Source organism: Marivirga sericea (assembly GCF_900177665.1).
Taxonomy (GTDB): Bacteria; Bacteroidota; Bacteroidia; order Cytophagales; family Cyclobacteriaceae; genus Marivirga; species Marivirga sericea.
Genome location: NZ_FXAW01000001.1, coordinates 1,174,175 through 1,197,392 on the forward strand (window position 1 = coordinate 1,174,175; position 23,218 = coordinate 1,197,392).

Sequence of the window (23,218 nt, forward strand, 5' to 3'; positions counted from 1 at the left end):
TGGCTATTAAAAAACTATTTAATTAGTTTAGTGAAACCGCTCTTAAAATTACTATGAAAAAATTATTCATCATAAACTTATGCTTTTTCATTTTAATAGCTTGTACTAATCATAAGGAAAAAGGAAGCCAACTCTTCGAATCCGGAGATTATAATCATGCACTTGGTCACTTTGAAGAAGTTCTTAAACTTGATCCTAGAAATGAAATGATGTTATATAATGCAGCTCGTTGTTATGAGGAATTAGGGCAATACAGTGAGGCAATTAATCTCTATGATCGGAGTATTGACAATCAAAAAGATTTAACAATAGCTTATCTGGGTAGAGGAAGATCGTATTTCAAAGCTGGTGATTACAAAAGTTCAGTAGTAGACTTTACTAATGCTCTTTACTATGATGAGACAAATGAAGATGCTCTTTATTATGGTGCACTTAGTTTTATGAAAGATTCATTATATGGAAAGGCTAGAAAAGTATTTACCACATTACTAGAATTAAATCCAGATCATTACAAGGCTAGATTCAATAGAGGAGTTCTATATGCTATACAAGCCAATACACTCTTTGCCTTATCAGATTTCAATAATTTAATAAGGAACAAAAAGCTACTTCCAAACGCTCATTTTAATAGGGGCATCGTTTACCAATACATGAACAATTACGATGGTGCTATTTACGATTTCACAAAAGCGATCAACTTAGGCTATTATAATGAAGAGGTATTGACAAAGCGAGCAAATTGCTATCTAGCAACAAGCCAAAAGCAAAATGCTTGTAAAGATTTTGAAAAACTCAGCAAGTTTAGCCACCAGAAGGCCAAAGAATTGATGATAAAGTACTGCGATCAATACAGTTTATAGTGCTAATCCTCTAAATCATTAAAAGCTTCTTCCACTTTTGTTTCGGCCCCCTTAAGCTTAGATTTACAATTCTTTAATAGTTCCATTGACTCATTAACAAGTTCTGTAAGTTGATCAATAGGGACTTCTTCATGCTCTACCCTATTCAAAATTTCTTCTAATTTGTGCAGGGATTCTTCGTAGCCTAGTTGTTTCTTTTTTGCCATCTAAAATTAAATTTTTATATCCCATTCATCATTTAGCATGCTGATGGTATGATGAGCAGTCAAATCAAATTGGCAAGGAACTATTGATACATAATTGTTTGCGATTGCCCATTCATCGTTATCTTCACCCTTGTCAAAATTGACAAAATTACCTGCCATCCAAAAGTATCTTCTGCCATTTGGATCAAATCTTTGATCAAACTCTTCCTCCCATTTAGCTCTCGCTTGTCGACAAATTTTTACTCCTTTGATCTGTTCATTCCTTTTAGGCGGGAAATTTACATTCAAAGTGGTATGCTTAGGTAGGCCTTTATCAAGCACTTGCTTCGCAATAGCTTTTACATAATCCAAAGCATGTACAAATTCCGCATCTTGTGCATAATCACATAAAGAAAAACCAATAGAAGGATATCCTTCTATAGCGCCTTCAATAGCAGCTGACATAGTACCAGAATACAGAACACTAATGGACGTATTACTCCCATGATTAATTCCACTTACTATTAAATCTGGAGTTCTGTCTTTAAGCACGTGATGTTTTGCTAGCTTAACACAATCAGCAGGCGTTCCTGACGATTCGTATGCTGTAACATCCTCTCCAAAAATATCTGTTTTATCTAATCTAAGTGTATTTCCAATGGTAATGGCATGCCCCATTCCAGACTGCGGACTGTTTGGTGCCACTACAACTACCTCACCCAATTCCTTCATACACTCTACTAAATGACGGATTCCCTTACTTGTTACACCATCATCATTACTTACTAAAATCAAAGGTCTTTGCATATCTACATTTATGGACTAGCGAGATGAAACTAAACCATTATAATAATTCATAATGATTACCAAATCGCCTTGTTTGTCTACTTTTAATTTTTTTTCTTTCATGTATTCAACCATTTCATTCTCAAACCTACCGAAGAATGGATAAAGGTCTTTTCTCTTCTCAGAAAACATGTGAATTTTTCCGTCATCAGTAAGTAGAAAATAATCATAGGTTAAAATCTCTCTACTCCCAAATCCTCGCGTTCGATACATAGGATTTCCAAATCTATTATTATTTTCTACAATCACGTATTCGCGAGCCATTAAGGTGATTTTACCTTCTTCTAATATTTCAAAAAAAATAGGCGCTTTCACGCTTCCCTTGAGATTGTATGGAATTGAATACACAGAACGGACTCTTTTGAAAAATTGGCAATGAAAGCTAAAAAATAGAATATTTTGGGAAGTAAAAGTTTTTACTCTATCATCCGCTGTCATTTGCACTAAATTGGATTCAAAATCGTACTGAATATTTCCCCTAAGAGTATCTTCCGAATCCAATACAATATAACCAGGATGCCACAATTCTTGGGGTAACTTCTGCGCAAAACCCAAAAAACTATAAACAAAAAGCGATATCGTAAGGATAAAGATTTTTTTCACATTAGCTATCTTTAAGTATACTGTGGCCCATCTTATCTCGCTTAGTTCTAAGGTAGTTTTCATTATGCTTATTTGGTGGAATCTCTAAAGCTACATTCTCTACAATTTCCAAGCCATAACCTAACAACCCAGCTCTTTTTGTAGGATTGTTAGAAACTAATTTTATTTTTCTTACACCCAGCTTTCTCAAAATCTGAGCTCCTACCCCATAATCACGCTGATCCATTTTAAACCCAAGCGCAACATTTGCTTCTACTGTATCCATACCTTGCTCTTGCAACTTATAGGCTTTCAGCTTATTCATCAGACCTATTCCTCTTCCTTCTTGATTCATGTAAACAATAACTCCTTTGCCTTCTTTTTCAATCATCTCCATGGCTTGATGCAGCTGAGGGCCGCAGTCACAGCGACAAGAACCAAAAATATCTCCGGTCAGGCATGAAGAATGAACACGCACTAAAACAGGTTCATCCTCTTTCCATTCTCCTTTTATTAAAGCCAAATGATTATCTTTAGTAGTCGTTTGTTCAAAAGCTACCAATTTAAAATCACCATAATCTGTAGGCATATCTACATCGACTTTCTCTTCTACTAATGACTCATTGTTTAATCTGTACTCGATCAAATCCTTTATTGCCACTAGTTTAAGATTAAATCTATCTGCTACTATTCTCAAGTCTGGCAACCTGGCCATAGTACCATCTTCATTCATGATCTCTACTAGTACACCACCTGGCTTCAAACCAGCTAACTTGGAGAAATCAACTGCAGCTTCAGTGTGTCCAGTTCTTCTTAATACTCCACCTTGCCTAGCTTTTAAAGGGAAAATATGACCGGGCTTACCCAAAACTTCTGGTTTAGTGTTAGGATTAACGAGAGCTTGAATAGTTTTTGACCGATCACTAGCCGATATTCCTGTCGTAGTTCCTTCTCCAATAAGATCAACAGAAACCGTAAAAGGTGTTTCAAATTGAGCAGTATTTTTACCTACCATTAACTCCAAACCTAATTCGTTACATCGGTCTTCAGGAATTGAGGCACAAATCAACCCTCTTCCGTGCTTGGACATGAAATTAATAATCTCAGGAGTCACTTTTTCTGCAGCGCAAATGAAATCACCTTCATTCTCTCTGTCTTCATCATCTACAACAATGATGATTTCTCCATTTCTAACAGCTTCAATTGCTGATTCTATAGTATCTAATTGGATTCTTTCTGACGACATAAATCTTTGAAAAATAATAAATCACAAAGGTAGCCATTATTTCAGGATTACCCCATAAAAATTAAAACGAATGCGTGCAAGAAGTGTTTGAATATTGCATTATTTCACTACTACCATTCCTAGCAAATTCCCAATTTCCATCTTTGCTTGATTAAGCTGCATCAGATATTGAAGAATTAACTGTTCATCTTCTTGAGAATCAATATCTTTTAGTTCCTCTGTATTCTTCTCCATCAAATGTAGTATAGACCGATGTTTAAGCCTTAAAACATGAATGTAAATAGAGTCATTTAAAATGTGTCGTTCGTGCGGAGTATAAATCTCGAATTTCTTCTCCCAGTTTTCACTTAATTCATAACGATCAGTGTAGAGAGAAAATATCACTTTCCGCACCTCTTCTGAACCGTTTTTTATAAAAAAAGCTTCATTTAAGATTGTTCCATCTTCAAGATGGGAAACAAAATTATTCAGAATTTCAGCATAAACAGGATGTATAAATTCGGTATCCTTTAATTCTTGTAACAGGTAATCAATTACCAGTTTATCATCGGCTAAAGGTAATTCCGCATAGGTAAGCAATAATCTTATGCTTTCCCTCTCTTGCAGAGCCACTACATCAAATGGAGTATACTGCTTTTGGACTTGCTCTGGAGCTTTATTATAGCTTTCACTTAAATAATTCGCTTGGCGTTTTGTAATATCTCCTTTACTCTGTTTTTCTCGAAGAATAATTTTATTCTGCTCAGCAATCAAGAGCTCCTCATCTATTTCAAGTATGTCGCTACATTCCTTTATGTAGATTGCCCTTTTTACCGGATCGGGAATTCTGGATATAGAGCGAACTATATCTTGAATGGTTTCTGCCTTTTTGATCGGATCCTTCTTGGTCTCCTCCAAAAGCAGATCAGATTTAAAACGAATGAAATCCTTTGAATTATCTGCTAAAAATCTTTTAAATTCCTCATCTCCCATCTTTCGGGAATAGCTATCAGGATCTTCCCCATCAGGGAAAATAACCACTTTAACATTTAACCCCCCTTCTAATATCAAGTCAATTCCGCGCATTGCGGCTTTTAAACCGGCTGCATCACCATCGAATAATACCGTTACATTCTGTGCGTATCTCCCGATCAGCTTTATTTGCTGGGTAGTTAAAGAAGTTCCTGAAGAGGCCACTACATTTTCTACCCCGGATTGATGCAAGGAAATAACATCTGTGTAGCCTTCAACCAGATAACAGTTCTCCTCATCTCGAATGCTTTTTTTAGCTTGAGCAATTCCATACAGAACTTCACTTTTATGATAAACATCTGTTTCAGGCGAATTAATGTATTTTGGTTGTTTTTTATCATTTACCAAGATTCTCGCTCCAAAAGCGATTGGCTTTCCAGAGATAGAATGAATCGGGAAAATTACTCTATTACGGAATCTGTCATAGGTTTTATCTTCTTTTTTGATGATTAAACCAGCTTTCTCCAACAAATCTTCGGAATGCCCAGCTTTTGTTGCTGCTTTTATCAATCCATCCCATTCATCAAGAGAAAAGCCTAAATCAAACTTATCAATAGTAGCGTTTGAGAAAGCTCGTTCTTTAAAATAGCTTAATCCAATTGATTTTCCTTGAGGGTTGTTATGTAGAAGATCTTTAAAATATTCTGCGGCAAAATTCAAGACTATATAGAAACTTTCTCTTTCATTATAGGCTTCTTGCTGCTCAGGGGAGGATTCTGTTTCTTCAATTTCAATTCCGTATTTATCAGCTAATTGCCGGATAGCTTCCGGAAAATTAAGTCCCTCCAAATCCATGATAAATTGTATAGAATCACCAGCCTTTCCACATCCAAAGCATTTATAAATTCCTTTATTTGGAGCAACGGAAAAAGAAGGAGTTTTCTCATCGTGAAAAGGGCAACAAGCCCACATGTTTTGCCCTTTCTTTTTGAGCGGTACATAATCACCTACCACTTCTTCTATTTCAGCTCGATCTTGAACTTCCTGTATCGTTTTTGGAGTTAATCCCACTTATTTATCAAAAATTTTACTTTTATTTAAACTAATTCCAACTAATTTCCCGTATGAATTGTTAGCTAAATTGATAAAGATTAACTTGCAGCAATTCTAATAGCAAAACTACGATTTTTTAATTATAATAGATATATATGGCTGTTACTAAAGATAGCATAATTAAAGCATTAAGTACTGTAGATGATCCAGATTTCAAAAAAGATTTGGTGACATTAAATATGATTAAGGATGTAAGCATTGATGGAAATGCTGTATACTTCACTGTGGTATTAACCACTCCTGCATGTCCACTAAAAGAAATCATTAAAAATGATTGTATAAATGCGATTCATAAACTTGTAGATAAAGACCTACAAGTATTTCCCAATATGACTTCGGATGTTACCTCAACAAGAAGTTCTGCACCTTTGTTACCTAATGTTAAAAACATTATTGCTATAGGTTCTGGTAAAGGTGGTGTAGGAAAATCTACTGTTACAGCCAATTTAGCAGTATCTTTAGCGCAAGAAGGTGCAAAAGTTGGTTTGATTGATGCTGATATATTCGGACCCTCCATTCCTACTATGTTCAATTGCGAAGCCGAACAGCCTGAAGTAAAGCAAGTGGACGGTAAAAATATTATTGTTCCCATAGAGCAGTATGGGATTAAATTAATTTCAATTGGATTTTTAACTCCTCCAGATAATGCAGTGGTATGGAGAGGTCCAATGGCCAGTTCCGCTTTAAAGCAATTTATAGGAGATACAGATTGGGGTGAATTAGATTACTTACTAATTGATTTACCTCCTGGCACGAGTGACATCCATTTAACGCTAGTACAAACTATCCCAGTAACTGGTGCTGTAGTTGTAACCACACCTCAAAAGGTTGCTTTAGCAGATGCTAGAAAAGCAATCGGTATGTTCAAACAACCGCAAATCAATGTTCCAATCTTGGGGTTAGTAGAAAATATGGCTTATTTTACTCCCGCTGAATTGCCTGACAATAAATACTTCATATTTGGCGAAGGAGGAGGATATAAGATGAGTGAGGAATATGATATTCCATTCTTAGGACAAATGCCGCTAGTCCAGTCTATCCGCGAAAGTGGAGATTCGGGCTATCCTACTGCCATGAAGGACGGACCTTCGGCCGATGCATTTAAAGATTTAGCCCAAAAATTAGCCCGTCAAGTTGCTATTAGGAACGCAAACCTGGCGGATACAAAAAAAGTGGAAATGACGAGTTGAAATCAATAAACTATGGATATAATAAATAGAGTTGAAAAAGCATTGGATTCTATTAGGCCCTATCTTGAGGCCGATGGGGGAAATGTGAGAGTCTTAGATTTTAATGAAGGTCTTTTAAGATTGGAATTACTTGGCGCCTGCGGAAACTGTCCAATGTCGACCATGACCTTAAAAGCGGGTGTTGAAGAGGCTGTTAAAAAAGCAGTGCCTGAAGTTACTTCGGTGGAAGCTATCAATATTACATCTGCCGATGACCCTAATGCTGAGCTCCCTCAAACAATGCGCTAATTGTCTTTTGAATTAATAAAATGCTCAAAAAGTAATTTTGTGCTTAATGAAGCTAAAACTTAATTTTTGGTTTTAACTTCGTTTCTAGTTATTTTTAGATAAAATTAGTGCGAGATCAATGAAAAAACTATACCACTCATACATAGTCTTGATTATCAGGAGTGGTATTTTATTATTCTTTAGTCTACTTTCGTCATCAGTTACAGCTCAAGAAAGATGTGCCGTACCACAAATACTGGAAGAAAGAGAAAGGAAATATCCTGAATTGAGTACCGAACAATTCGAAAATTGGATCGCTAACAAGAAAACCCTTCAAACAACCTTCTCTTCAAGAAAAAAAGCTGATACCTTAAAAATACCTGTTGTCTTTCATATCATCCATAATGGTGAGCCTATTGGAATCGGAGGAAACCTTTCCAAGAGTAGAATTGACCGTCAATTAGAAATTTTAAATGAAGATTTCAATAGGACTAATAGCGATTCTACCGAGACTCTAGATGAATTTAAAGATATTGCTGCTGCATTTCAAATAGAGTTTATTTATGCAAAGCAAAGCCCTGATGGACAAGAAACAGATGGCATTGTTAGGATACCTGGAAGTGAACCAACCTACAGTTATCAAGAGAGGAGCATACTGAGTTCAGAAAGTTATTGGCCAGCTGAAGAATATCTCAATATTTGGGTGGCCGATTTGGCAGGTGGGAGTTTAGGTTGGGCTGAGTTTCCTGTTTCAAATTTAGTTGGTTTAGAGGAAGCCAGTAATAATAGATTAATCGATGGAGTAAGTCTTGATTATGAATTCTTAGGTGATAATCCAAATAGCCCCACATTTGAAAGCAGAGGAAGAACAGCGACCCATGAAATGGGACATTTTTTTGGTTTACGACATATTTGGGGTGATGGAGGTTGTTCTGTAGATGATTTTTGTGATGACACTCCTGAAGCCAATAGTTCTAGCACTGGATGTAATCTGACCAAAACTACATGCGGAAGTCTTGATATGGTGCAAAACTTCATGGACTATACTAATGATGAATGCATGAATATTTTCACTTTGGATCAGAAAGAAAGAGTCCGAACAGTGGTCGAGAATAGTCCAAGAAGGCTAAGTCTTACAACATCTAAAGGGTTAGAAAGCCCACCTGTTTTCAATAGAGACTTGGGGCTTACAGAGCTGAATTCTCAATTTACAGGTAGTTGCAGTGGGAATTTCAACCCACAAATCACCATCAAAAACCAAGGTATTTTCCCAGTTGAAGAATATAGTGTTCAGATGTTCATTAATGGTATTCTTGAAGAAACTGTGGAATTAACTGAAACACTAGAAAGCAACGAACAAAAAACAGTTTACTTTTCTCTGCTCAATTTTGAAGAAACTGCCCAATATTCAATTTTTTACCAAGTAAATTTAACCGGTGGATTTGAAGACGAGCGCATGGAAAATAATCAAAAGCTCGAATATTATCAAAGATTGGAAGAAGAGAGACTACCTTATGAGAAAAAATTTCAAAGAAATATCAATCCGTGGTTTATTAGAAATGCTGATCAGAAAGAAACTTGGCAATTATATGAAAATGCAATTGGTATACCTTTTTATGAAAATCGAGAAAATTTTGGACAAAAAGAGGAAATTATTTCTCCCGTTTTTGATTTTACCACCATCGATGTTCCTGAGTTAAGTTTTGTTTTTGCTCAAGCAGAAGATTCTATCCCTAATAGAGTTAGTATTTATGCTTCTTATGATTGCGGTCGAACATTCAATGACTTAGTATTTTCCAATACTATAACTGATCTATCAACCGCCTACGAAGTCGATTCTGTTTTCACCCCTCAGGTTCGATTAGACTGGGATACCGTAAAAATAGACCTCAATCGGCTAAAAGATGAAGAATCCGTATGCTTTAATATCGTGGCCGAAAATAGACTTTCCAATAATTTTTACATTAGCGAATTCAAAGTAAAAGAATCAAACAAAAAAGATAAAGAAATTGAGATTGTAAAATGGGAAGATATTAATCCTCTATTTTGTGATGAAGGTTTGGAAGGAATCTTAACTCTCAAAAATATAGGACGTGAATTTATAGGGAACTACACAGTCCAAATCCTTAATCAAAATGACCTGATAAAAGAATACATAATAAATGATGAAGTATTGACTTCAGGTCAGAATACTCAATTGAGTATTCTGCTACCTAAACCTGATCAAAATATTGGAGAATACGAAATAAGAGCCATCACTAATGATGCAGAAGAAGAAATCATTAATACCTTTTACTTACCTTTTGAAAATAATTGCTTTGAAGAATTACCTCCCTTACGTTTGAGCTTAAGAGAAAGTGATAATGATAATTGGTTTGATTTCAACCCTAACAAAGATGCAGGATGGACATACAGTACAGACTACCGCGCGGTTACTAGTAATTCGTCAAATATAACGAAGGAATCCTCAGAGGACTGGTTGATTAGCCCATTATTGGATGTGAGTAATACCAACTACTTAGGACTAATATTCGATGTCTCCTATCGAAAACCTTTTAGACAAGCAGAGAAATTTGAAATTTATATTTCGGATAGCGATGGTAAAAGTTTTAATTCTTTAATTTACAGTAAAGAAGGTGATTCCTTGGCTACTTCTTTTGGCAACAACGTTAGTAACCAATTGATTTGGAGAAACGAATTTGTAGATTTATCTCCATTTGTATTCAAAGAAAAAATAAGATTAGCCTTCAAGGTTACACATGATAATGGTCAGAATGTATTTTTAAAGAATATTACTTTTTTTGTGGGGCAATCTCCACCACCCCCTTACCCTAATACAAGGAAGCCTTTTGTCATATACCCGAATCCGGCTAAAAATGATCTAAATTTACACTTGAATTTAGATATAGCTGAACAAGGTTTCTTTCAGATTTTGGACATGAGAGGAAAAGTAATGTTAGAGTTTACAGAACCGAAAATCCTTAATCAATTCATCAGCTTCAACGTTTCACAGTTGGCTGAAGGAATGTATATTTTAAGGTTGAATACGAAAAGGATTACTGCTACTGAACGATTTATGATCCAAAAATAGATTCGATAGAAATTATTCCACTTTCTACTCTTACAAATTGCAATTCATGGGTTGAATTCTTAATTGATATGTTATTTTTACATTTCAATTAGGCTCCATATTCAAGAAGTCTAATTGGCCCAAAAAGATCAAGTCTTAATCAAAACGTAAAAAGTGGCTTGCACAGACCTTGGAATTTGTAAAACTAGAACGAATTTCTAACGTGCACTTAATTTTATTATCCATATAAATCGAATTAATGAAAATCGGAATATTTTTTGGAGGTCAGTCTAGAGAAAGGGAAATATCATTTGCAGGTGGAAGAACGGTTTATGATAATTTAAACAAATCTATATTTGAGGCAGTCCCCATTTTTGTAGACAGTAAAGGTCATTTCGTTTTGCTGGATTGGCAGTACATTTATAAAGGTACAATCCGCGATTTCTATCCTCCTGTAGATTTCTTGCCTAAATCTGACTTGCCTGTTCAAATTTATGCCGAATCATTAAAAGATCTATCTGAAAATGACTGGGATAAGTTAATTGCTGAAGTTGGGAAAAGAATTGATCCATCTAGTTTTAATAAATATATGGACTTTGCATTTTTAGCTATGCACGGACCATTTGGAGAAGACGGCAACATACAAGGCATTTTAGAATGGTACGGGATTCCCTTTAGCGGAGCTGGAATACTACCCTCCTCAATAGGAATCAGCAAAATTGCACAGCGTCAATTTCTCCAGCAAGCTAATTTTGATGGCCCAAAAAGTGTAATACTCAATCAAGCAGATTGGAATAGTCAATCGCATGAAAATATTTTCAAAAGCTTAAAACATAAACTGGATCTCCCGCTCGTCATAAAAGCACCTCACCAGGGCTCTTCTATAGGCGTAAGTATCTTAATTGAAGATGATTTAGCAAAATTTGAACACTTGATTCAGAAAAGCTTTTTTGAATTAGAAATAAATAAAGCTGAATGGGATAACTACAGCCAAACTGAAAAAATCAGTTTCATAGCCAAAATGGTGGATATCAGAGAAGGTATTGGACTGCCAGTAATTGTAAATGAAGACTTATTATACACGCCTGATGAGTTGATGTATTACCTCAACCAAAGCTTCCCAGCCCAGCAAGAGTCTATAAAATTGAAAGCTATTGATTCTGAGGATTCACTTTTAATCGAATCCTTTATCGAAGGAAAAGAATTTTCTTGCATCGTAATTCAAGATGAACACGGCCGGCCTATTGCTTTGCCACCAACTGAAATTCGCAAGGGAAAGGACGTATTTGACTATCGTTCGAAGTATCTTCCCGGCATAAGCAGAAAGATCACGCCCATCGATGCTCCGCAGGATATCATTGAAAAAATACGAACACAGTGTTCCGACTTATTTAAGGCATTGCAAATCGATGTATATGCCAGAATAGATGGTTTTATAACGAAAGAAGGAAAAGTATTCTTAAATGATCCGAATACTACTTCGGGCATGTTACCTTCTTCCTTCTTTTTTCATCAAGCAGCTGAAATTGGACTCAATCCTTCACAGTTTTTAAGCTACATTATTAGAACCTCCTTAAATGCTAGATTAAAAAGTGGAAAGCATCATTTTGAATTGCAGAAAATGATCAAAAAATTAGATAAGGAATTGGAGGGATTAAAAAACGAAGCTCAAAAGAAAATTAATGTTGGAGTAATTATGGGAGGATTCTCAACAGAAAGACATATATCTGTGGAAAGTGGACGCAATATCTATGAAAAACTCTCTTCTTCTGAAAAATACTTACCAATTCCTATTTTCTTAAGCGGAACCGAGGAGCAACATGAGCTTTTTGTATTGCCAATCAATATCATGTTGAAAGACAATGCGGACGATATCAAAGATAAAATCAAGGATTATCATGTGCATCCCATAATTTCACAGATAAAATTTGAAAGTAGTGAGATCACTGAAAAGTACTCTCACAGTACTAATACTTCTTTAAAAAAGATTTCCTACGCTAACTTACCAGAATTGATAGATGTAGCCTTTATTGCGCTTCATGGAAGACCAGGGGAAGATGGCGCAGTACAGACAGAACTAGAGCAGTTGAATATCCCTTACAATGGCTCTGATGTAGAGAGTTCGAAGATCACCATCAATAAATTCGAAACAAATGAAAGGCTAAAAGATGCAGGAATATCTGTAGCTGATCACAGATTAGTTTTTGAGGACAAATGGCAGAGCCACAAGGAAGCAGAAATTGAAGCAATAGAGCAACAGTTGGATTATCCACTAATTGCCAAGCCAGCTGATGATGGCTGTAGCTCAGCAGTGAAGAAAATAAAAAACAGATCTGAACTAGAAGCCTTTGCGGGAATGATGTTCAGACCTCAAGAGGAGTTTATAGAGAATTTAGCCAATATTCTAAAACTCAAAAAGAATGAGGAATTCCCTCAAAAGAATTTTTTCTTGTTAGAAGAACTTATTGATAAAAAGGCTGCAAAATACTTTTTGGAGATAACTGGTGGACTTTTGACACATTTCAAGGAAGATGGGAGCATCGATTATGAAATATTTGAACCATCGGAAGCGTTAGCTGGAGGTGAAGTTTTAAGTTTGGAAGAAAAATTTCTGGCCGGAGAAGGTCAAAACATTACGCCTGCCAGGTACACCCCAGAAGCGAAAAATTATAAGAAGGTGGCCGAGCAAGTGAAAGCTACGCTGAAAAAGACAGCAAAAGTACTAAATGTAACAGGTTATGCAAGAATTGATGCTTTTGTACGGGTTAATGAGGATTTAAGTGCAGAAACTATTATTATTGAGGTAAACTCATTACCTGGAATGACACCAGCAACTTGTATTTTTCATCAAACAGCGATCAATGGCTATAAGCCGTATGATTTTATTGATAAAATACTTTCTTTTGGAACTGAAAAAATGAAAAAACAAACCATTGCAAAATGAAGCTAAAAGCTAATTCTTTAAGAGATTTATTTATTCACCTGGGTATAATTGTTGGACTGGGTATAATTATCATATTGAGTTTTTTCTACATCTATTTACCTGTAACCACTCATCATGGAGAGAGCATAACCGTTCCTCAATTGGAGGGGGTTCATTTGAATGAGTTAGATGAATTTTTATTAGAACGGGATTTACGTTACGAAGTAACAGCAGATTCTGGTTTCTCAGCTGAATATCCACCACTAACTGTTTTAAGTCAAGATCCTGCAGAAGGAAAAAAAGTGAAAGAAAATAGGAAAATCTATGTTTCACTGAATGCTACAAGCCCACCTAATGTTAAAATGCCCAAATTGGTGGATGGATCACTAAAAAATGCGCAAATGGTATTAGAAAGTTATGGACTCTTATTGGGTGAAATAACTTACGAACCCCATGAATTTCAAAATGCTGTTTTAAAACAGAAATTGGATGGGAAAGAAATAGAGGCTGGTGAAGATTTAGCAAAAGGTTCAACCATTGATCTCGTGATAGGAAATGGATTGGGCAGGCCATTTGCTATGCCTGATGTGGTGGGCAATAATAAAGAAGACGCAGAATTCATTATTGTCGGCAGTGGATTGCAATTAGGTAAAGTGAAAACAAGGGAAGATGATGAAAAAGCAGCAGGAATCGTACTACAACAATATCCTGAATCTGGCACATCAGTTAGAACCGGAAACAGTGTAGATATTTGGATAGTAGCCCCAAAAAATGAAAATGAATTATTGACTCCTGATGATATATGAAAACTGCTAAGCTTTTAAAACTATATTTTATAGGCTTTTTGCTGATTTATTTCTCACCGTCCCAAGCTCAAATTCAGGAGAGACCAATTTCTCATTTACAAAAAAATCAAAGCTCTACACAAAGAACAGCTATCACCATCGATACTTTATCACTACCATTATGGGAAGATTTTTCCTATAAAGAGTCGCAACCCGATAGTAGTATCTGGCTTTATGGCGAGAATATATTCGTTAATAGTAGCTACGCTCACCTTCCACCTTCCATAAATGTTGCCTCTTTAGATGGATTTAATGGTCAAGGACAGCCTTACGATCCCGATGCAAGCAATAATGGTATCGGAGATAGCTTGGTCTCACAACCAATAGACTTATCCGGCTTCACAGTCAACTCCAATATCAACCTAAGCTTTTTTTGGCAACCTGGCTATGGTGGATTTGCACCAGATCAGCAAGATTCTTTGAAAATAAGTTTTAAAAATTCAGAAGGGAATTGGATTCAAGTTGGGGGATTTAGGGGAAATGGAAATATAGAACCGCTCTTATTTTCGCAACATTTTGAGCGAGTAAATGATACAAGCTTTTTGCATGCTGGTTTCCAATTCAAATTTGAAATAGCTGGTAATTTAGCTGGTGATTTTGATTTATGGAATATTGACTACATCTATTTAAATGAAGGAAATACGCCTGTTGGCACTCAAGAAAATGCCTATGACTCATATGAAGACAGAACGTTCTCAAGAAAAGCCGGCACCCCATTCGGAAACTATTTCGCAATACCGCTGCATCATTTAGAAGAAGAATGGCTCACTCAAAACCTTCATTCATCAGATTTTATTTACAATAATTTATGGGCCGGAAATGCAAACAACTTCTCCTTCGGAACAGAATTCTTTAGTATTGTTTACGACACCCTCAAAGCAGGCAGTATTATCGATTCATTGGATGTAGATGGAATATTTCTAACAGACTTACAAGATACCGCCCGCTTTACCTATAAAGTCAAAAACAAAACACAATTCATTGATTATTTGATCGCTGAGAAAAACGTTGAAGACTCTGTATATCTAAATTTCCAGTTCAACCTGGGTACTAATGACAGCTTATTCTTTGAAACCGTCAATGGAGTAGCTCAATACTACCCTGACTTAAGTTTCAGGCAAAATGACACCATATCTACCATTATTCCATTACATGATTTTTATGCATATGATGACGGCACAGCAGAATCAAGAATTCAACTCAATTCCAGAAACTATCTGCTTGCGCAAGGCTATGAAATGATAGGCGAGCAATACTTAACCGGAATTGAGTTATATGCTCCTAATATTGGACAAAATTCATCAACTCAAAATATTACTTTACTTGTCTGGAATGAGCTTACTGCCAATACTGATGATATTCTCAGAGCGCAAAACGTCTTAATTAATGAAAGCACTTCAATCAATCAATTTCAAAGGTTTTCATTCGACAGGCCTGTTCTACTGAAAGGCGAGTTCTTTATTGGATACAGAGAAGAAAATGACGAGCCTCTTTCCATAGGATTTGATAAGAGTACAAATAGTGCCGACAAACTTTTCTACAATCAAAGTGGTACCTGGGAGCCCAATACGGTTTTAGAAGGAAGCGTCATGATTCGTCCTGTATTCGATGAGGCAAGAATTACAGTTTCTAATGAAAAAGTATTGGATACTGACTGGAGAATAAAAGCATATCCCAACCCCAATAAGGGGCTACTAAAGCTTACAGAGAACTGGGATCAAATAAAAATATACGATCTTCAAGGGAGATTACGGCTAGAGTCTTCTAATCCAGAAAATCTAAAAGAACTGGATATCAGTAAATTAGAGAATGATCTTTATTTATTAAAGATCATGAAGGGCAGTAAGCAAAGCATTTTAAAGATTATGCTTAGGAAATAAGTCATAAGATTTACAATTAAAAAGGTGATTCATTTGTGTAGAGCGACAATGCCCAAATTATTAGTAAAGATTTACAAAGACCCGAATTTATCTAACTATTAGCTCCACCTCCAAAATTAAAATGGTAATTTCACCATTTAATTAATACAACAATATGAAACCCACAGTAGATCATAACAACTTTAGATTTTCGGAAGACATACAAGTGAGATGGACCGACTTAGATCCATTGGCACATGTCAACAACTCCATCTACATTCAATATTTCGAAATTGCACGCGGTCGCTATATGCTACAAGCATCCCCTTCTTGGGATTGGCACAAAGACATGTTTTTATTGGCTAATATTAATTGTAATTATTTGCAAGAATTAAAAATTGGAATGCCAAAGACAAAATGTTGGGTTAGGACCAAAGAAATGGGCAGAAAGAGTTTTGTTCTAGAGTATATGATTACTACTGATGATAAAACAGTTCATACTGTAGGAACTTCAATACAAGTAATGTTCGACACCAAAACAAAAACTACCATTGAAATTCCAGAATGGTTAAGAACTGAGTTAATGAGATATGAAATAGATGGCAGCATAGCGTTGAAGTGATTTTTCCAAACAAATCAGTTTCTACACAAAACTAAATTGTCTATCAAGTCGTTCTTGGTGTAAATTTGATAATATTATGATAAGAAATACTGCAATAATTATTCTAAGTATACTTTTTTTCGCTTGCGCTGCAGAGAATAAAAAATCTGAGATTTCGGAGACTGATACGCAACCAATTCAAAATACAGCAAAAATAGATACTGCCTATTTTGCGGGCGGGTGTTTTTGGTGTGTAGAAGCTTCATTTGAACAAATTAAAGGGATCAAAGAAGCTGTTTCAGGTTATTCTGGAGGAGAAGAAAAGAATCCGTCTTATAAGGAAGTTAGCTACGGTAGAACTAACCATGCGGAGGCTGTAATGGTTTTGTATGACAGCTCAATAATAAACTATGAGACCTTATTGGAAATTTTCTTTGTTGCCCATGATCCTACTCAATTGAACCGACAAGGGCCTGATGTAGGTAAACAATATCGTTCTGCTATCTTTTATCGCAATTCAACGGAAAAAAATCTAGCTTTGAAGAAAATGAATGAGTTAGCTCCAAAGTTTAATAATGAGATCGTTACGGAACTCACTGCTTTCACCAAGTTTTGGGAAGCTGAAGATTATCACCAGGATTACGAGAAGAAAAATCCTAATGACCGTTATATAGTTAATGTTTCAAAACCTAAAATAGATAAGGTAGCCAAAACATTTCAAGATCTATTGAAATAAAGTTTAAGTACTGAGAAAATAGGAAAGGCACCAGCTCAGAGCAGGTGCCTTTTTTATTTTCCTTTAGCTTATTATTTTTAAGCTAGTTTATTCAAGCAATTCAATTCTTTAAAAGCCTGCTTCAATCTAACCACCATGCTCTCTTCACCTTTTCTTAGCCAAGCTCTAGGATCATAAAATTTCTTATTGGGAGCATCAGGGTCATCAGAAGTCCCGATTTGCATCTGCAATCTATCCTCATTATCCTTATAATAATTTCTAACACCATTCCAGAAAGACCATTGCATATCTGTATCGATATTCATCTTTACTGCACCATATCCAATAGCTTCCTCTATTTTCTCTGGCTCAGAACCTGATCCGCCATGAAAAACAAACAATACCGGCTTATCTCCTGTATTATGCTTCTTTTGGATGTGATCTTGAGAATTCTTCAAGATATCTGGACGCAACTCAACATTACCTGGTTTATATACACCATGAACATTACCAAATGAAGCTGCAATAGTGAAGTTGTCACTAATTTCTTTCAACTGCTCATAAGCATAGGCTACCTCCTCAGGTTGGGTATATAATCTGCTGCTATCTACTCCAGTATTATCAACCCCATCTTCTTCTCCACCGGTGATACCCAACTCAATTTCGAGATGCATCCCCATTTCTGACATCGGCTTCAAATACTTCTTACAAATTTCTATGTTCTCTTCTAAAGGCTCTTCTGACAAATCTATCATATGAGAGCTAAACAAAGGCTTTCCATGTGTTTTATAAAACTCTTTTCCAGCTTCCAGTAGTCCATCAATCCAAGGCAATAACTTTTTAGCACAATGATCAGTATGTAGCACTACTGGGACGCCATATTCTTTTGACATCAAATGCACATGGTGAGCACCCGCAACAGCACCTGCAATAGCTGCTTTTTGACCATCATTTGAAAGCCCTTTACCAGCATTAAATACCGCCCCTCCATTTGAAAACTGAATAAAAACTGGAGAATTCACATCTCTAGCAGTCTCTAAAACTGCGTTGATGGAATTGTTACCAATTACATTGACTGCAGGCATTGCATACTTATTGTCTTTAGCATGATGAAGTAAATTCATCATTTCATCTCCGGATAATACTCCTGGTTTAGCCATGTTTATCTATTTAAGTTTGTTAAAAATCTTTCAGAATCCAAAAATGCCAATAATGGTAGAAATATAAAAGGGAAAGCAGTTTTAATGTTAATGATTTGATGTGCAGGGATATTGCTAAGTTAATTTACTGTATGAAAGTGATAATATTGAATAAATTAACGCTTAAAAAAACAGAGAGCAAAGCCCTCTGCGTTTTCGTTTTATGATTGTATATGAAGAAGAATTTTAATAATTAATATCCATCGTTTTGTTCCAATTCAGGATTCGCTGCTAAATCAGTAGCTGGAATTGGAAATATTTCCAAATGTTCACTTATTGAAGCTCCATCAATGTTATTCCCTTTCCATGGCCAAGTATATGTTCCACCTGTATATTGTCCGAAACGAATTAAATCAGCTCTCCTGTGACCTTCCCAATAAAGCTCTCTAGCTCGTTCATCTAAAATAAAATCTAGCGTTAAAGCACCAGCAGTTATGTTTCCTGAATTATCACCATATGCTCTTTCTCTTAATTGGTTAATGAAGGTTACCGCCGTAGCTTCACTTCCGCCTCCACCACGCAAAACTGCTTCTGCATACATCAAATAGGCATCGGCTAACCTGAACATAGGGTAGTCTGTGTCCGCAAATTCAGTATTACTACCCTGTTCACCATCTGTGGTCAAGTTCGTATATTTTGGCACAGCATATCCTTCCGTAAAAACTGTTAAATCTGCAATTTCTAAAGTTTGTCCATCAGAAAAGAATCTTGCTCTGCTGTCAATATCGCCTGTTTCATCAGGAAATAATGCTACAAGATTTTCTGTTGTTCTTAATCCTGCCCAAGCACCGCTTGTTCCATAATCAGCAGCTGTCATATTTCCACCAATCGCTCCATTAATCAAGAAAGTAGTGCTTCCGTAGCTCTGAGTTTGAATACCATCAGACGGAAGCGTGAATATCAGTTCATTACTTGTATGATTATCTGCTCTGAAATTCAATTGGTAGTCATTTTCTATTGAATAAGGACCATTGAGCACTTTTTCCAAAGCAGTTACGGCTTCCAAATAATGATTACTTCCTGTATACACTTCGCCATTTAAGTATAATTTTGCTTGTAACATCCAAAGTGCTGCTTTATCAGCTCTTCCGTATTCATTTTGCTGCGGATCAGGCAGATCACCTTCTATGGCACTCAGTTCTTCTGCTATAAAATTAAACACTTCTTCTGGTGTATTTTGCACTGGAAAATCAGTGGTGATTTCCGTCACTATAGGGACATTTCTAAATAAATCCAAAGCATGCCAGTAAGCTAGTGCTCTCAAAAATCGCACTTCACTTCTGTAAGCTTGAGCTGTTGCTATCTCTGTATCATTGTATCCGTAATCAGCTAACAAATCACTACTACTTTGTTCTAAAAAGTCGTTACTGTATGAAATAATAAGGAATAATCTATAGTACAGCACATTAACGAACTGGTTGTCAGAAGACCAAGTATGCGTATTCAAATCTTGAATACCAGCATCTTGCCAAGCGATGACTGCTTCGTCAGTAGTTAATTCCTGCGCTTTCCAATAAGCTCTAATGTAAGAGGTAAAGCCCTCATCGTTTACCAAAGCTAAATCTGCATCACCTGCTGGGCCTTGCTGCCCCGTTAAACTGTAAGCTGCATAAATTTTAGCCATGTAGCGTTCCAAGTTTTTAACATCTTGAAAGGCTATGTTTGCTGTTTCTCCAAATTCAGGTCTTAAATCTAAATCAGTACATGATATGATAAAACCCGCTAGAATAATGTATATAAATTTCTTCATTTTCCTTTAATTAAAATTTTGCGTTTACTCCGAAAATAAATGCAGTAGATGGAGGATAAATATTATTATCGATTTGCACCTCTGGGTCTAATCCACTATAGCCCGAAATTGGTAGCATATTTTGGACAGTACCGTATAGTCTTAATCTGAAATCTTGAATTTGGTTGAAATTGTAACCTACTGTTAAATTATCAAGCTTTAAGAAACTACTATTCTCTATGTAATAATTGGATAATAATTGCCTATTCTGAAAGCCAGTTTCAATAACTGATTCGTGCAGATTATTTAGTATTTGGGCTTCGGTCAATCTTCCTGACCAACCATTGGCTGAAGCTGTATTATTATATGTTTGGCCGCCCAGTTTCGCTCTTAAAGTAAAATTAAGATCGAAATTACCGTACCTCATATTGGAGCTCACATTGGTAAATATTGGATGTATCGCTACCCCTTGAGTTTGCAAATCATTTTCGTTGATCAGCCCATTATCATCAATATCTTCATAGATACTGTTAGTCCCACCTGTTAAAGGGTTGCCTGCGTCATCATAAAGATGATTATAAGAATAAAAAGTCGAAATTGGCTGCCCTACTTGCAAAACTTGAATTGTTCGACCAATATCTCCTGTAATACCCCCTACTTGAATACCAGGGCTGTCTTCATCTATTTCATTATTAAGCTTTACAATTCTATTTTGATTGTAAGTGAAATTATATCCTAAATCCCAGCCAAATTGATCATTATCGATTAGAATGTAGCTCAAGCCTAATTCAATCCCTCTATTATTCATCTCTCCAATATTGGTGGTCACTCTATCACCCACATTTGTAGCAGCTGCGACAGGCACATTAAACAATAACTGATCAGTCGTTTTGTTATATACATCTAAAGTACCGGCTAATCTTCCCTTCATCAGCGAGAAATCAATTCCAATGTTAGTAGATATTAACCTTTCCCATTGAATGTTTGGATCAACGGCCGTAGGTCTTAGCAATTGAATAAATTCATCACCAAATTGGTAAGTTGCACTTGCATCACTCAAAAAGTAGAATTTGTCGTAGAGGTAATCTCCAATATTTTGGTTTCCTGTTATCCCCCAACCCACTCTAAACTTCAAGTCATTAAATGTATCGGTCAATCCTTGGAAAAAATCTTCTTCTATTATTCTCCATCCTAAAGCAGCAGAAGGGAAAAACCCATATTTATTGCCAAATCCGAATCGAGTGGAACCATCTAACCTTCCAGTAAAAGTGGCTAAATATTTGTCATTCAAGGAATAGTTTACTCGACCAAAATAGGATTGCAATTGGTTTTTAATAGGTGTAGCTCTGTACAAATCAATAAATTCTCTAGGAATAACGGTTGGATCATTAAAGCTTTTACTGTCATCTGTTAAATTAATTCCTTCGTAACCTGTTGTTTCCCTAAATACTTCTTGAAATTCATAACCACCTAGCACATCAATGCTGTGATTACCAAAAGATCGTTTATAATTTAAAGTCGAGAATAATGTAGAGGTATAAGCCAAATTAGTGGTGCGCTGCATATAGCCATCTCTATTGTCATTTCTTAAAGTGAATGGCTCAAATACTTTATTCTGTCCATTTCGTAAGTCATAAGAACCAGTGGCACTCAATGTTAAACCTTCTACTCCTGGAATCTTTAAATCAAAATTTATAGAATTAAATGATCTTCTATTTTCACCTATACTTTGGGTTTGTTCCAGAGTTGAAACAGGATTAATCGGATCTATTGAAGAAACGTTCCATTCGTAATATCCACCAAACTCTTCTGCCTCAGGGTCATAAACTGGCTTTGTAGGATCAAAAGAAACGGCTGTTCCGATCACATTCGGCTTAAATTGATCGTTTGTCAGCGCATTTTTTGTATTGAAAGTGATATCTAAATGGTCATTTAGAACGGTAGTTTTCAATCGCATACTTAAACGAGTCACTTGATTTCTGTCGCCTTTAATCACCTCCTTATTATCCATATGGTTAACAGAAACTAGGTAATTCAGCTTTTCTGTTGCTCCGGAAAATGATAAGTTATGGTTTTGGCTAAGCGTACTTCTGGTGACTTCATTGAACCAGTCTGTATCCTCTTCGCCTAATCTATTTTCGTTTTGCGGGCTAAATTGTCTAACTGCATTCCTGAAATTTTGGGTGCTTAGAAAATCAGGCTCTCTTAAAACTTCGGAAAAAGTAAAAGACCCATCGTAAGTAACTGTATTCTGTCCCTTCTTCCCTGATTTAGTTGTATACAAAATCACACCGGCAGCACCTCTTGAACCATAAATCGCTGTTGCAGACGCATCTTTCAAAACAGTTACGCTTTCAATATCAGCTGGATTGATAAAATTATTCGCATTTCTTGTTCCTGAGCTTCCTTCATTACTAATAGGTACTCCATCAACAACAATTAAAGGTTGCGCTTGAGCATTAATAGATCCTACTCCCCTGATGGTGATACCTCCACCACCTGCTCGCGTGTTTCCTGGTGTTACATCCACTCCCGCAATTTTACCGGTTATCAAACGCTCTGGACTAGCAATTTGTCCTCTGTTGAAAGACTCTTCCTTTACAGTACTGACCACTCCAGTTACATCTTTTTCCTCTTGCTGTCCATAACCTACCACTACCACTTCTCCCAGCTGAGAAACGTCTTCTTCCATTTGAACATTAATTGAAGAACGAGCGCCAACTTCTATTTCCTGCTTTTCATAGCCTATAAAGGAGAATACTAATACATCCTCAGCCGCGACTTCTAATCTAAATTCGCCTTCCAAAGACGTGGTGGTTCCTTTTGAACTTCCTTTAATCATCACACTAGTTCCAGGCAAAGTTTCACCAGTGTTAGCATCAGTAACTGTACCGGAAACGATCCTATCTTGTGCTTGTATTTGCAATGAAGCAAATACAAAAAGAAAGGTAGTTAATAGCCTCGATAGCAATAACAGCCTGTTTCCCCCAGAAAATCCCTTTTTATAGCCTGTATAAATTTGATTCATATTGATATA

At 36.1% G+C, this 23,218-nt stretch carries 17 protein-coding genes; 9 read left to right on the top strand and 8 right to left on the bottom strand.

The window, feature by feature from the left end:
* Nucleotides 1-53: 53 nt before the first annotated feature.
* On the top strand, nucleotides 54-860 hold the full coding sequence (locus B9Y84_RS04890) for a tetratricopeptide repeat protein (RefSeq protein ID WP_085515951.1): 807 nt from the start codon (nucleotides 54-56) through the stop codon (nucleotides 858-860).
* A gap of 2 nt (nucleotides 861-862) precedes the next feature.
* Here B9Y84_RS04890 and xseB read toward each other — a convergent pair whose 3' ends face one another.
* The 5 genes from xseB to dnaG form a co-directional block, all read right to left on the bottom strand.
* Nucleotides 863-1,066 carry an exodeoxyribonuclease VII small subunit gene (gene xseB / locus B9Y84_RS04895; protein ID WP_085515952.1) on the bottom strand — a complete coding sequence of 68 codons (204 nt, stop codon included), beginning with the start codon at nucleotides 1,064-1,066 and terminating at the stop codon, nucleotides 863-865.
* A 6-nt stretch (nucleotides 1,067-1,072) separates the two neighbouring features.
* Complete coding sequence (gene surE, locus B9Y84_RS04900; protein ID WP_085515953.1) at nucleotides 1,073-1,852, bottom strand: 5'/3'-nucleotidase SurE; 780 nt, start codon at nucleotides 1,850-1,852, stop codon at nucleotides 1,073-1,075.
* A 15-nt stretch (nucleotides 1,853-1,867) separates the two neighbouring features.
* Nucleotides 1,868-2,557, bottom strand: coding sequence for a hypothetical protein (locus tag B9Y84_RS04905; protein WP_085515954.1), 690 nt, complete (start codon nucleotides 2,555-2,557; stop codon nucleotides 1,868-1,870).
* Nucleotides 2,496-3,719 carry a bifunctional 3,4-dihydroxy-2-butanone-4-phosphate synthase/GTP cyclohydrolase II gene (locus tag B9Y84_RS04910; protein ID WP_085515955.1) on the bottom strand — a complete coding sequence of 408 codons (1,224 nt, stop codon included), beginning with the start codon at nucleotides 3,717-3,719 and terminating at the stop codon, nucleotides 2,496-2,498. Before B9Y84_RS04910 ends, B9Y84_RS04905 begins: the two co-directional genes overlap by 62 nt.
* Before the next feature lie 99 nt (nucleotides 3,720-3,818).
* On the bottom strand, nucleotides 3,819-5,741 hold the full coding sequence (gene dnaG, locus B9Y84_RS04915; protein WP_085515956.1) for a DNA primase: 1,923 nt from the start codon (nucleotides 5,739-5,741) through the stop codon (nucleotides 3,819-3,821).
* Between the two features lie 137 nt (nucleotides 5,742-5,878).
* On the opposite strand from dnaG, the gene B9Y84_RS04920 reads away from it, so the two are divergent.
* From B9Y84_RS04920 to msrA, 8 genes are all read left to right on the top strand, one after another.
* On the top strand, nucleotides 5,879-6,973 hold the full coding sequence (locus tag B9Y84_RS04920; RefSeq protein WP_085515957.1) for an Mrp/NBP35 family ATP-binding protein: 1,095 nt from the start codon (nucleotides 5,879-5,881) through the stop codon (nucleotides 6,971-6,973).
* Between the two features lie 12 nt (nucleotides 6,974-6,985).
* Complete coding sequence (locus B9Y84_RS04925; RefSeq protein ID WP_085515958.1) at nucleotides 6,986-7,261, top strand: NifU family protein; 276 nt, start codon at nucleotides 6,986-6,988, stop codon at nucleotides 7,259-7,261.
* Nucleotides 7,262-7,379: 118 nt separating this feature from the next.
* The gene (locus B9Y84_RS04930; RefSeq protein ID WP_085515959.1) at nucleotides 7,380-10,331 is read left to right on the top strand and encodes a M43 family zinc metalloprotease; all 2,952 of its coding nucleotides are present in this window, start codon (nucleotides 7,380-7,382) and stop codon (nucleotides 10,329-10,331) included.
* A 238-nt stretch (nucleotides 10,332-10,569) separates the two neighbouring features.
* Nucleotides 10,570-13,254 (top strand): D-alanine--D-alanine ligase family protein, encoded by a 2,685-nt coding sequence (locus B9Y84_RS04935; protein WP_085515960.1) that lies wholly within the window; start codon nucleotides 10,570-10,572, stop codon nucleotides 13,252-13,254.
* Nucleotides 13,251-14,039 (top strand): PASTA domain-containing protein, encoded by a 789-nt coding sequence (locus B9Y84_RS04940; protein ID WP_085515961.1) that lies wholly within the window; start codon nucleotides 13,251-13,253, stop codon nucleotides 14,037-14,039. Before B9Y84_RS04935 ends, B9Y84_RS04940 begins: the two co-directional genes overlap by 4 nt.
* The gene (locus tag B9Y84_RS04945) at nucleotides 14,036-15,958 is read left to right on the top strand and encodes a T9SS type A sorting domain-containing protein (RefSeq protein WP_085515962.1); all 1,923 of its coding nucleotides are present in this window, start codon (nucleotides 14,036-14,038) and stop codon (nucleotides 15,956-15,958) included. The genes B9Y84_RS04940 and B9Y84_RS04945 overlap by 4 nt, the downstream gene beginning before the upstream one ends.
* A 154-nt stretch (nucleotides 15,959-16,112) precedes the next feature.
* Complete coding sequence (locus tag B9Y84_RS04950) at nucleotides 16,113-16,559, top strand: acyl-CoA thioesterase (RefSeq protein WP_085515963.1); 447 nt, start codon at nucleotides 16,113-16,115, stop codon at nucleotides 16,557-16,559.
* 76 nt (nucleotides 16,560-16,635) lie between these two features.
* Nucleotides 16,636-17,274 (top strand): peptide-methionine (S)-S-oxide reductase MsrA, encoded by a 639-nt coding sequence (gene msrA, locus B9Y84_RS04955; protein ID WP_085515964.1) that lies wholly within the window; start codon nucleotides 16,636-16,638, stop codon nucleotides 17,272-17,274.
* Between the two features lie 77 nt (nucleotides 17,275-17,351).
* Here the strand turns inward: msrA and fbaA are convergent, their stop codons facing one another.
* From fbaA to B9Y84_RS04970, 3 genes are all read right to left on the bottom strand, one after another.
* A complete protein-coding gene (gene fbaA / locus B9Y84_RS04960) occupies nucleotides 17,352-18,413 on the bottom strand; it encodes a class II fructose-bisphosphate aldolase (RefSeq protein WP_085515965.1) in 1,062 nt (353 codons plus the stop codon).
* A 232-nt stretch (nucleotides 18,414-18,645) separates the two neighbouring features.
* The gene (locus tag B9Y84_RS04965) at nucleotides 18,646-20,202 is read right to left on the bottom strand and encodes a RagB/SusD family nutrient uptake outer membrane protein (RefSeq protein ID WP_085515966.1); all 1,557 of its coding nucleotides are present in this window, start codon (nucleotides 20,200-20,202) and stop codon (nucleotides 18,646-18,648) included.
* A 10-nt stretch (nucleotides 20,203-20,212) separates the two neighbouring features.
* Entirely contained in the window at nucleotides 20,213-23,209 is a 2,997-nt protein-coding gene (locus B9Y84_RS04970; RefSeq protein ID WP_085515967.1) for a SusC/RagA family TonB-linked outer membrane protein, read from the bottom strand.
* Nucleotides 23,210-23,218: the final 9 nt, after the last annotated feature.

Excerpts from the sequence above, each read along its gene's own strand:
- B9Y84_RS04890 (WP_085515951.1), top strand. The coding sequence starts at position 54 with ATGAAAAAATTATTCATCATAAACTTATGCTTTTTCATTTTAATAGCT.
- xseB (WP_085515952.1), bottom strand. The coding sequence starts at position 1,066 with ATGGCAAAAAAGAAACAACTAGGCTACGAAGAATCCCTGCACAAATTA.
- surE (WP_085515953.1), bottom strand. The coding sequence starts at position 1,852 with ATGCAAAGACCTTTGATTTTAGTAAGTAATGATGATGGTGTAACAAGT.
- B9Y84_RS04905 (WP_085515954.1), bottom strand. The coding sequence starts at position 2,557 with ATGAAAACTACCTTAGAACTAAGCGAGATAAGATGGGCCACAGTATAC.
- B9Y84_RS04910 (WP_085515955.1), bottom strand. The coding sequence starts at position 3,719 with ATGTCGTCAGAAAGAATCCAATTAGATACTATAGAATCAGCAATTGAA.
- B9Y84_RS04920 (WP_085515957.1), top strand. The coding sequence starts at position 5,879 with ATGGCTGTTACTAAAGATAGCATAATTAAAGCATTAAGTACTGTAGAT.
- B9Y84_RS04925 (WP_085515958.1), top strand. The coding sequence starts at position 6,986 with ATGGATATAATAAATAGAGTTGAAAAAGCATTGGATTCTATTAGGCCC.
- B9Y84_RS04930 (WP_085515959.1), top strand. The coding sequence starts at position 7,380 with ATGAAAAAACTATACCACTCATACATAGTCTTGATTATCAGGAGTGGT.
- B9Y84_RS04935 (WP_085515960.1), top strand. The coding sequence starts at position 10,570 with ATGAAAATCGGAATATTTTTTGGAGGTCAGTCTAGAGAAAGGGAAATA.
- B9Y84_RS04940 (WP_085515961.1), top strand. The coding sequence starts at position 13,251 with ATGAAGCTAAAAGCTAATTCTTTAAGAGATTTATTTATTCACCTGGGT.
- B9Y84_RS04945 (WP_085515962.1), top strand. The coding sequence starts at position 14,036 with ATGAAAACTGCTAAGCTTTTAAAACTATATTTTATAGGCTTTTTGCTG.
- B9Y84_RS04950 (WP_085515963.1), top strand. The coding sequence starts at position 16,113 with ATGAAACCCACAGTAGATCATAACAACTTTAGATTTTCGGAAGACATA.
- msrA (WP_085515964.1), top strand. The coding sequence starts at position 16,636 with ATGATAAGAAATACTGCAATAATTATTCTAAGTATACTTTTTTTCGCT.
- fbaA (WP_085515965.1), bottom strand. The coding sequence starts at position 18,413 with ATGGCTAAACCAGGAGTATTATCCGGAGATGAAATGATGAATTTACTT.
- B9Y84_RS04965 (WP_085515966.1), bottom strand. The coding sequence starts at position 20,202 with ATGAAGAAATTTATATACATTATTCTAGCGGGTTTTATCATATCATGT.
- B9Y84_RS04970 (WP_085515967.1), bottom strand. The coding sequence starts at position 23,209 with ATGAATCAAATTTATACAGGCTATAAAAAGGGATTTTCTGGGGGAAAC.